Source organism: Thermosipho sp. (in: thermotogales) (assembly GCF_020054775.1).
GTDB lineage: Bacteria > Thermotogota > Thermotogae > Thermotogales > Fervidobacteriaceae > Thermosipho > Thermosipho africanus.
Genome location: NZ_JAIHAP010000076.1, coordinates 1 through 8,635 on the forward strand (window position 1 = coordinate 1; position 8,635 = coordinate 8,635).

Annotated in this window: 11 protein-coding genes; 5 read left to right on the forward strand and 6 right to left on the reverse strand. The window is 29.4% G+C overall.

The genetic code is table 11. The features are described from left to right. Positions 1 to 598: 598 nt before the first annotated feature. From JG780_RS09535 to JG780_RS09555, 5 genes are read left to right on the forward strand one after another with little or no spacing between them, the layout of a single operon-like run. Positions 599 to 904 carry a hypothetical protein gene (locus JG780_RS09535; RefSeq protein WP_004101064.1) on the forward strand — a complete coding sequence of 102 codons (306 nt, stop codon included), beginning with the start codon at positions 599 to 601 and terminating at the stop codon, positions 902 to 904. Further along, complete coding sequence (locus JG780_RS09540; RefSeq protein WP_287570340.1) at positions 891 to 1,646, forward strand: hypothetical protein; 756 nt, start codon at positions 891 to 893, stop codon at positions 1,644 to 1,646. Before JG780_RS09535 ends, JG780_RS09540 begins: the two co-directional genes overlap by 14 nt. Then, positions 1,630 to 2,994, forward strand: a complete 1,365-nt coding sequence (locus JG780_RS09545; protein WP_287570342.1) for a hypothetical protein — start codon at positions 1,630 to 1,632, stop codon at positions 2,992 to 2,994. The genes JG780_RS09540 and JG780_RS09545 overlap by 17 nt, the downstream gene beginning before the upstream one ends. 4 nt (positions 2,995 to 2,998) lie before the next feature. Further along, on the forward strand, positions 2,999 to 4,081 hold the full coding sequence (locus JG780_RS09550; protein ID WP_004101067.1) for an energy transducer TonB: 1,083 nt from the start codon (positions 2,999 to 3,001) through the stop codon (positions 4,079 to 4,081). A gap of 3 nt (positions 4,082 to 4,084) precedes the next feature. Further along, entirely contained in the window at positions 4,085 to 5,419 is a 1,335-nt protein-coding gene (locus tag JG780_RS09555) for an STN domain-containing protein (RefSeq protein ID WP_287570344.1), read from the forward strand. Here JG780_RS09555 and JG780_RS09560 read toward each other — a convergent pair. The 6 genes from JG780_RS09560 to JG780_RS09585 form a co-directional block, all read right to left on the reverse strand. After that, positions 5,416 to 5,835: a hypothetical protein gene (locus JG780_RS09560; RefSeq protein WP_004101069.1), complete on the reverse strand. Its 420-nt coding sequence runs from the start codon at positions 5,833 to 5,835 to the stop codon at positions 5,416 to 5,418. The two genes, JG780_RS09555 and JG780_RS09560, sit on opposite strands and share 4 nt — an antisense overlap. 56 nt (positions 5,836 to 5,891) lie before the next feature. Further along, complete coding sequence (locus JG780_RS09565; RefSeq protein WP_287570346.1) at positions 5,892 to 6,374, reverse strand: hypothetical protein; 483 nt, start codon at positions 6,372 to 6,374, stop codon at positions 5,892 to 5,894. Positions 6,375 to 6,580: 206 nt separating this feature from the next. Further along, positions 6,581 to 7,318, reverse strand: a complete 738-nt coding sequence (locus JG780_RS09570) for a S8 family serine peptidase (protein ID WP_287570352.1) — start codon at positions 7,316 to 7,318, stop codon at positions 6,581 to 6,583. Then, on the reverse strand, positions 7,299 to 7,958 hold the full coding sequence (locus JG780_RS09575; RefSeq protein WP_287570348.1) for a S8 family serine peptidase: 660 nt from the start codon (positions 7,956 to 7,958) through the stop codon (positions 7,299 to 7,301). Before JG780_RS09575 ends, JG780_RS09570 begins: the two co-directional genes overlap by 20 nt. 74 nt (positions 7,959 to 8,032) lie before the next feature. Further along, positions 8,033 to 8,263, reverse strand: coding sequence for a hypothetical protein (locus JG780_RS09580; protein ID WP_287570350.1), 231 nt, complete (start codon positions 8,261 to 8,263; stop codon positions 8,033 to 8,035). A gap of 132 nt (positions 8,264 to 8,395) precedes the next feature. After that, the coding region (locus JG780_RS09585; RefSeq protein WP_287570351.1) for a cob(I)yrinic acid a,c-diamide adenosyltransferase at positions 8,396 to 8,635 on the reverse strand (240 nt) is incomplete at its 5' end.

Genomic DNA, 8,635 nt, shown 5'->3' on the forward strand with positions numbered 1-8,635 from the left:
TGAAAAAATTCATAAAAATACTTAAAAATTTCCAATATTTCTCAAAAAAATACCCCATCCTTGGCTATACCGGGATGGGGTTTGTCTACAATCTGAAAGCTACACTTTTTCATTAAAAGTGTAGCTTTTTTTATGTATTTGCCTAAATTTTCCAATTATCGCAAAAATTAATGAAATTTGTAAGGTATCTTTTAAGGAATTAATAATTTGTTAACTTTTTTGTTTCTATTATTACATTTTGATTTTTATTTTGATAAACAAATTACTTGACATTTAATGATACAATAACTTGACGTAGAAGTTTTCATTTCTAATTTATTCTTTTTTCATATAGGGGGGATTAAAACTGATCAAACTTTTTGGAGACTTTTTCATTCCTGAAATAGAAGAATTTTGCTTTACCAAACCCGAAGTTTTACTATTCTCATTTTTAGTTTCAAAAAAAAGCATAGTAAACTTTCTAGATGTAAAGCAGCTATTTGCAGATTTAAAAGAAATTGATGATAGATACATAAGAAGGTTAGTATCGAGGCTCAATGGAAAAATTGAACGTATTGGAAAAGTAGAGCTGCTGAATAACAAACGAATTGAGCTTGTAATGTATAGTGACGTTAAAGTAGATCTATGGGAAATGGAAAAGATATTAAGCAATTTTGATAGATCAGAGAAATTATTAGAAAAAATTTTAGATTTATACACAGGGCCATTTCTTGCTGGTATAGAATGTTTGTGGGCAAAGCAAATGAGAAGGTATTACAACGTTCTTTTAAAGAGCATTGTAGATGATTATTTAGAAAATATAGGATTTGAAAGTAGATTAGCTGTAAAATTAATGAAAGTTTTTCCAGATTTGTCTATTTTTGACGAAGAACTTGAGAGTGAATATTTATATGATTTATTTTAAAATGTTTGGTGATTTTAAGGTATTTGTTGATGGCAAAGAAGTAGAAACGAAGAATAATAAAAATTTAAAATTGCTTTTTTATATTATCTCTTCTAGAAAAAGTTATATTCCAAAAGAAGAGATATACGATGTATTTTGGAATAATTTTACAAGAGATTATGCAAGAAAAAACTTAAATGTTCAAATGTATAATTTAAAGAAGACATATCTATTTTTAGAAGATGTTATAAAAAACTATAGGGAAAACATATACATAGATAGAGATAAAATTAGTTCTGATTATGAATTTTTTATGGATAATATAGGCTCGAATAGTTTAAAAGCACTTAAGGTATATTCCGGTGATTTTTTAGAGGGATTTGACGACGATTGGATTGTTGAAAAAAGAAAGCAATGTAGAAAATTAGCAAACCTTGCTTTATATTTTTACAACGAAGAAGCAAAAAAAGTTGAGATTTTATTAGAAATTCAAAAAGATATGAGAGAAAAACCGTACGTAATACTATTTTTAAATGAAATAAAAAACTTAAGAATGAGAAAAGGAGACTTTCTTTTAAATCTTGAAAATGGATCACTTGTTTTATTAGAAAAAGGTAATAAGACAGTTTCTCAAGCTGTTGATGGATTTTTAAAAAGGTCAGGTATAGAACGTGCAAAGATGTTAAATGAAGATGAAGCATTGAATTTGATAAACTTTAAAAATTCTGATAAGGAGGAAAAAATTTATGAGGAAAATCTTTAGTTTGGTTTTAATACTTGTTTCATTGTTTGCCTTCTCTTTAAAGATATATCCAAATCTCATTTATAATATTGAAGTTAAAGACTTGATCTTTGAATATAGCTTTTTTGTCAGGAATGATCTTAATTATGATGCAATAATAAGAATTGAAAAGATAGATTTTGTAACGGATGGTAAAAAGTATGAATTTGACCTTCCAGATTATAAGTATAGTGTAAAAAATTACGTTGATTTAGATAGCTATGAATTTGAACTTAAACCAGATGAAGAAAAGAGGATAACGTTAAAGTTTAACATTCCTTCTGATTTTGATGGAGCAAGTGGAGTATTTGCCTTAAAGATTTCTCAGGAAAGTAAAAGAGGTGGACAGATCCAAATAAGGTTAAATTACATAGTTCCATTCTTTTTGAGGTTCAAAAATATAAATCCTATTCAAAAGGTTGATATTACGGATGTTGATATAAGAAATCTAAATCTCTATCCTGATGAACGTTACGGAAATTTTGGAACTTTGATAACCATGAAATTGAAGAACAATGGAAATGTAGTTTTTCTACCTTATGGCACTATTAAAATTACTTCAGTAGATTTAAGGACAACAATTTCTGAAAAAGAAATAAATAGTTTTGATTTAGTTGTATTTCCGGAAAATGAAGCTTTTTATACGTTTAAAATTCCAGAGATTTTACCAACTGGGAAGGTAAGGTTTTCAGTTGAAGGTGAATCGTACGGCATGAGATTTTCTATAAGCAAGGATGCAACAATCAATGAAACCTATGAAAATTTAATTGTTGAAGCATCACCAAATGTTATTATTTTTGATGATAAGACAATAAATACTCTTAAATCAATTTTGATAAAGAATTTAACAAGTTTTAAATCGGAGATTTCTTGGGAAATTGTTGATCAAAAAGGTTTAAGGAGTGATATATTCAAATTGTATCCAAGTGTTTTAAGAATATATCCATATAGAGCAACCTCTATAAAGATTAGATCAAATGAAAGAGAAATTACCAACGTTGGAGATAGAATTTTTTATTTGCATCTTTTATACGATGGCAAAAAAATTTCTGTAAAATCTCCTTTGATTGTTGTAAGAGGCCAAAAACTTTCTCCAGAGTTGAAAGCAAAATACTTGCCAGAAGAAAATTCTATAGAGCTAACAAATACTGGAAATTGTTTGTTAGCTATAGATATTAACTATTCTAGTTTTTCTCTTTACAATGATATTGTTTTAATACCTGGACAATCTAAAAAAATAAAATTAGAAGATAATATCAGCATTTCAAGGATCATTTTAAAGTATGGGATTTTTGGAGAGAATAAAGAGTATGAAGAGTATATAAGGTGATACCATGAAAAAAATAACTTTTTTGTTTTTGTTAATATGGGGGATTGTTTTTTCTTTAACTGTATCATTCTATGAACAGGATATAAAAGAAGCTTTAAATATTTTATCTTTGGAATCTGGGAAAAAGATAGTGTATGAGCCAAATCTCAGTGGTATTGTAAGTATTGAGATAGACGAGGATTTATCATTGGAAGAAATCCTTGACATTATTCTTTTACCGTATAACTACTATTGGGTAAAGTATGATGAAATCTACTTTGTTGGAGTTTCAAATCCTGAATCGCCCGGTTTTTTTAAAAATGCAAAAATATTTAATATTCCATTGAGGTATAAAACCGCTTCAGAATTGAGCAAAGTTTTACCTAAAGAGTTGAAAGAGTATATTTTATACAGCTCAAGTGAAGATAGTATTACAGTATTTGCGCCAATTCCAGTGGCATCTCAAATTGCAAATATTGTTTCTATCTTAGATGTAAAGGAAAAAAGTTATACCGCAAATATAAAAATAATAGATGTTTCTGAAAGTTATCTGAAATCATTTTTGTTAAAAATAAATTATTCCCAGGAAAGATTAAATGATTTGTTGAGTGGTGCAATATTCTCTATACCATTGTACGGAAATTATTTAAATCTCTTGTTTTCATCGACTACAGAAAATAAAGATTTTGATCTCATATACGATGGAAATATTAAAATGTTAAGTGGAGTAAAATCTTCCTTAAGAACATCTAAAAAAGTATTAGTTGATGAGATAGTGGATAATAAGATTTCTAAAAAAGCAGTTGAATCCAATATTTCCTTTGAGCTTACTCCATATTTTTTAAAATCTTCTGCATTGATAGATTTGAATATTAACTTGGAAAATATAGGGACAGACAGATTAGGTTCACAAGTTTCAACAAAGGTCCCCATTGATTTTAGTGTTCCAAAAGTTATTGGGGCATATTCATATTTAAAATCAGAAAGAGCTGATGGTGGATTGTCTTTTTTAATGGATTTGCCAATAATAGGTAATTTGTTCAAGCAAAATTTTGAAAAGCATGAAAAAAGATATATTTTGTTTGTCTTGAGAATAGAGGAGGAGTAGACAATGCAGAGAAATTTTCTAATATTTTTGTCTTTGATTGTATCTATAATAAGCTTTGCTATTAATTTGGACTTTAATAACAAACCATTGATAGATGTTCTGAATGCTATAGAAGATGAAACAGGAGTTAAGTTTATAATATTGGCAGACGACATTGATAGATTTATAACACTTTCTCTTAAGGATGTTAGTTTAGATGTTGCATTGAGAAGTCTCTTATTACCTTATGATCTTGATTATGATCGTATTTCAAATGATACTTTTTTAATATACTCTACAACTCAGAAAAAAACTGCTAAATTGATGCCGAAAATCTATACTTTAAAACATACATCTCCAGAATTAATTTCAAATTATCTTTCATTAAACGGTATAGAAAATTACGTAATTGATGAAAAGCTTGTGTTTTATGTAGATTCAGAAGAAGAATATAAAAGAATTATATCTGACATTGAGAAACTTGATGAAAAGATAAATGGAAAAATTTTGATTTTTTCCGTATTTAAATTGAATAAATACAAAGAAGTCTCTACATTAGATGACAGAGTACTTATTAATTTATACAATTTTTCTCAGAGTTATAAATTATTTTCTTTTGTAGAAGGTGGATACTTAAGTTATATGGATGTTAAAATGCCTGCTACAGCAACTTCTCAGGTCATAAAAATTGCGGAATTTACATCGAATGAATTTATTCTAAGGATAAATTCTGAAAAGGAAAATAAAAAACTTGAGCTTTCAATTGGAAGTGATGTTTTTAGCACCAGCTTGAAAGAGAATAACCAAGAACAAAATATTGTTTTAAGAGGAAAGAAAGAAATTTATATTTTAAGATACAAAATTTTAAGTGATGTATTAGCAGAAAAAGTTAAAGATATAGAGCCTTTTGATCTAGATAATAAACAAACGGAAATAACTACTGAGTATTTTAAAGGTAGGACTGATCTTAAAATACAGGATAATAAGTATCTTTTAAAATTGTCCTTTGAATCTATTGAAATTTTAGGTTTTGAGTTTTACACAAATGTGATTGATAATTTTAGTGTAGGGATTGGATTTGAATCAAATTTGTTCTTTTTGACATTGAACGATTTAATTAAGATAAATGATTTATCGCTGCAAATGAATTTAAGATACGATCTTGAAAATTTTTATTTAAGAAATTTGGTAATTTATAAATTTAATTTTGATAGGTTCAAAATTGGGGTAGGCATTGAATTTTCAAATGATAGTACAGAAGTAGTTTTTCATACAAATGTTGATTTTTCAAGGTATGAGTTTGGATTTAAAATTTCAAATGATAAATCCTTTGGAGTCTTATTGGGAGTAATATATTAAAAATCAATGAGAGAAAGCATGGGGATAAAATTAAAGTCTAGGGTAACATTTATTGTGTTTAATGATAGATCGAAATCTGGATAGTTAAATTGAAGAATTAAATCTCCTGATACCATTCCATATCCCCATCTAAAAATTTTGTATCCAATTTTTGTTGGATAGTTTGGGTTCATTGAAATTGATTTTTTTCCTATCCAAACATTGGTAACAGTTACTTTTGAATTGTTTGTAGTTGGTAAAATGTACATGTAAAAACCAGGCGATGAACTTATTTCCATGTAACCAACTATAGCTTTTTTTGTTAGATCGTCAATTACAAAGACTGAATTTTCGTTATATGACCATAAAATGTTTATAGTTTGAGGTATTATTATAATATTTAAAAGAAGAATTGCTAATAAAAAAAATTTTTTCAAAAAAATCACTCCTTTTTATACTATTATAATATAAAAGCCACCCAAATTGGGTGGCTTTATTGCAATTTCACAAAATTTTTTATAATGGGTAAGAAGGTAAAGTCAAATTTTACTGTAAAATCATCTGATGCGTTTGTATAATCTCCACCAAATGTAATTGCAAGGTTACCTTCTAAAATTTTTGTTGAAACACTTGTTGGATTTGTGTTATCGTTGCTCAATATAGTGCTTCCTACTTTAACTTCGTTAACTGCTAAATCACTTACTCCACCGTCTGCAACAATAGTTGTTTGATAGTACATCTTGAATGTCTTGTTTGATTCAAATCTGATGTTACCAACGTTTGCAATTCCTGTGGTATCATCAACTGCAAAAACTTGTGTTTCATCGTAGTCCCAAGTAACTTTTACCCATTGAGAAACACTAAAAGTTAATGTTTGTGTCCAGTTTCCGTTTGGGTTTAATTTAATGTTTGCAGTACCAGCGGCAAAAGCAGCCAAGCTTAAAAGTGCAATAAGAAGAATAACTACCTTTTTCATACTTTCCCTCCTTTAAATTGTGATTTAAATTTTCATTTTTAATTTTATCTATATTTTGAGCATTATCAAAACCATATCAATAAATTATTGGTAAATAATAAATCAAAATTTATTTTTTTTGAGCGTAAAGTAGATTTTTTACTTTTTAGATTAAAAAAAAAACGGGACTTCTATTTAGAAGCCCCGTTTTATATAATTTGTATTTTTTAATTTTCTACTTGCATTGTAATATCGATTGGTCCATAGGTTCTACCAGAGCTAAATGTGTAACTTCCTTTGTATCCAAAGTAATCTCCTGTATCTATAACACCGTTGTTATTGTAGTCTCTCCATGCACATACATATGAATAGTAACCTGGAATTACGGATTTTAATGTGTAATTTCCGTTGCTGACTTTTCCGTATTCACTAACCACTTCATAGCTTCCAGTCCAGAAATTGTATCTTAATACGAAAACTTTTGTTTCTACATCACTTGGTTGTGGTTCTGGATTTGGTGGATTTGTACTTCCGCCATTGTAGTTAATAGCTGCGTATGCATCTATTAAACCTGCACCGTAGTAGTCATCTTCACCAGTTGGTCCCAAATCTTTTGCAGTATTTTTCAAAGCAGCTCTAATTTCTTCTGGTTGAGTTTTTCCAGAAGCATACAATAATGCAGCAACGCCAGCTACGTGTGGTGCGGCCATTGATGTACCTTGTAAGAACATATAAGTATCTCCGTTGCTTGGAGTCCATGCTGTACTTAAAACACCATCTGCATAACCATCGCCATTTTGATCAACACTGGTGTCTCCACCTGGTGCTGCAACATCAACTTCTGGTCCATAGTTCGAGTAAGGTGCTCTTTGAAGATCGTATCTTACAGCTGCAACAGCAATTGTTTCAGGGTATTTGGCTGGATATGAAACAGGTCCATTTTCGTTACCTGCTGCACAGACAATTGTAACACCTTATATTATATGCATATTGGATTGCATCTCTTAAAATTTGAGAATCGCCACCGCCACCAAGGCTCATATTTATTATTTTGGCTCCATGGTCTGCAGCGTATCTTACACCTTGGGCAACTGCGTCAAGCGTTCCAGAACCATCTGCTCCAAGTACTCTTATAGGCATTATCTTTATACCGTATCCACCCCAGTTAACTCCTGCAACGCCTTTTCCGTTGTTACTTAATGCAGCAATTGTACCTGTTACGTGTGTTCCATGGCTCACGTCTTTTGCAGGATCTGTTGGATCATTATCATTATCAACAAAGTCGTAACCTTGCACAAAAATCCCTTGCAAGTCTGGATGTGTAAAGCTTACTCCCGTGTCAACAACTGCAACGATGATGTTTGCACTTTTAATAACATCCCATGTTTTTGGCAAATTGATTGCTTCATAATGCCATTGATAGCTGTAGTAAGAATCATTTGGAACAGCAAAAGCTCTGTAAATGTAGTTAGGTTCTATGTATTTTACTCCTCCAAGTTTTTTTAAAACATCTAATTTTTTGTCATCTGCTTTGACTTTGAATATGTAAGCTTTTTTTCCATCAAGGCTGTTAGTTGAATATGCATTTTCGACAGAAATTCCCAATTTTGAAATGTTTTGAATATCTCCTTCGTAGTAAACAACATATTCGCCTTTTACAAATTCTACATTTTGATTTTCTACACTGTATGGGGATATGTTCCATCGGGAAGTTTTACTGTACCGTAAACTGTTGCATAACTTGTTGCTTTTGAGCTAACAAGTGTAAGATCTGATAAACTTTTTCCTTTAAGAAATTCTAGTGGATTTGTAGGAACAGCTTCATCAGTATTTTTTGTAACATTTGAATCCATACACCCAAATAAAACAAAAGTAACTACCGCCAATACAATCAATAAAACTTTCTTCATATCCCTTTATCCCTCCTACTAAAATGTGGTAAAGTAATTTATAAAGACATAGAGTATTTTATCTATTTTTATATTCATTTTTTAAACCAAAACGACAAATTATTGATAAATTTTTAATCAAAATTTGATTTTTTAAAATTCTATTCCCTTTCTTGCCTTGACACCTTTTTTGTAATAGTGCTTAATTTCTTTCATTTCAGTTACGAGGTCTGCAATTTCTATAAATTTTTCTGGAGCATATCTTCCAGTTAAAATAATTTCTACTTTTTCATCTCTGTTATTTAGTACTTCTAAAACATCCTCTACAGAAAATAACTTGTAGTAGATTGCAACGTTTATTTCATCGAGGATTACCAAATCATATTTTTTACT

Coding starts and splice junctions, on each gene's coding strand:
- JG780_RS09550 (WP_004101067.1), top strand. CDS start 2,999: ATGAAAAAAATAACTTTTTTGTTTTTGTTAATATGGGGGATTGTTTTT.
- JG780_RS09555 (WP_287570344.1), top strand. CDS start 4,085: ATGCAGAGAAATTTTCTAATATTTTTGTCTTTGATTGTATCTATAATA.
- JG780_RS09535 (WP_004101064.1), top strand. CDS start 599: ATGTATAGTGACGTTAAAGTAGATCTATGGGAAATGGAAAAGATATTA.
- JG780_RS09580 (WP_287570350.1), bottom strand. CDS start 8,263: ATGAAGAAAGTTTTATTGATTGTATTGGCGGTAGTTACTTTTGTTTTA.
- JG780_RS09545 (WP_287570342.1), top strand. CDS start 1,630: ATGAGGAAAATCTTTAGTTTGGTTTTAATACTTGTTTCATTGTTTGCC.
- JG780_RS09540 (WP_287570340.1), top strand. CDS start 891: ATGATTTATTTTAAAATGTTTGGTGATTTTAAGGTATTTGTTGATGGC.
- JG780_RS09565 (WP_287570346.1), bottom strand. CDS start 6,374: ATGAAAAAGGTAGTTATTCTTCTTATTGCACTTTTAAGCTTGGCTGCT.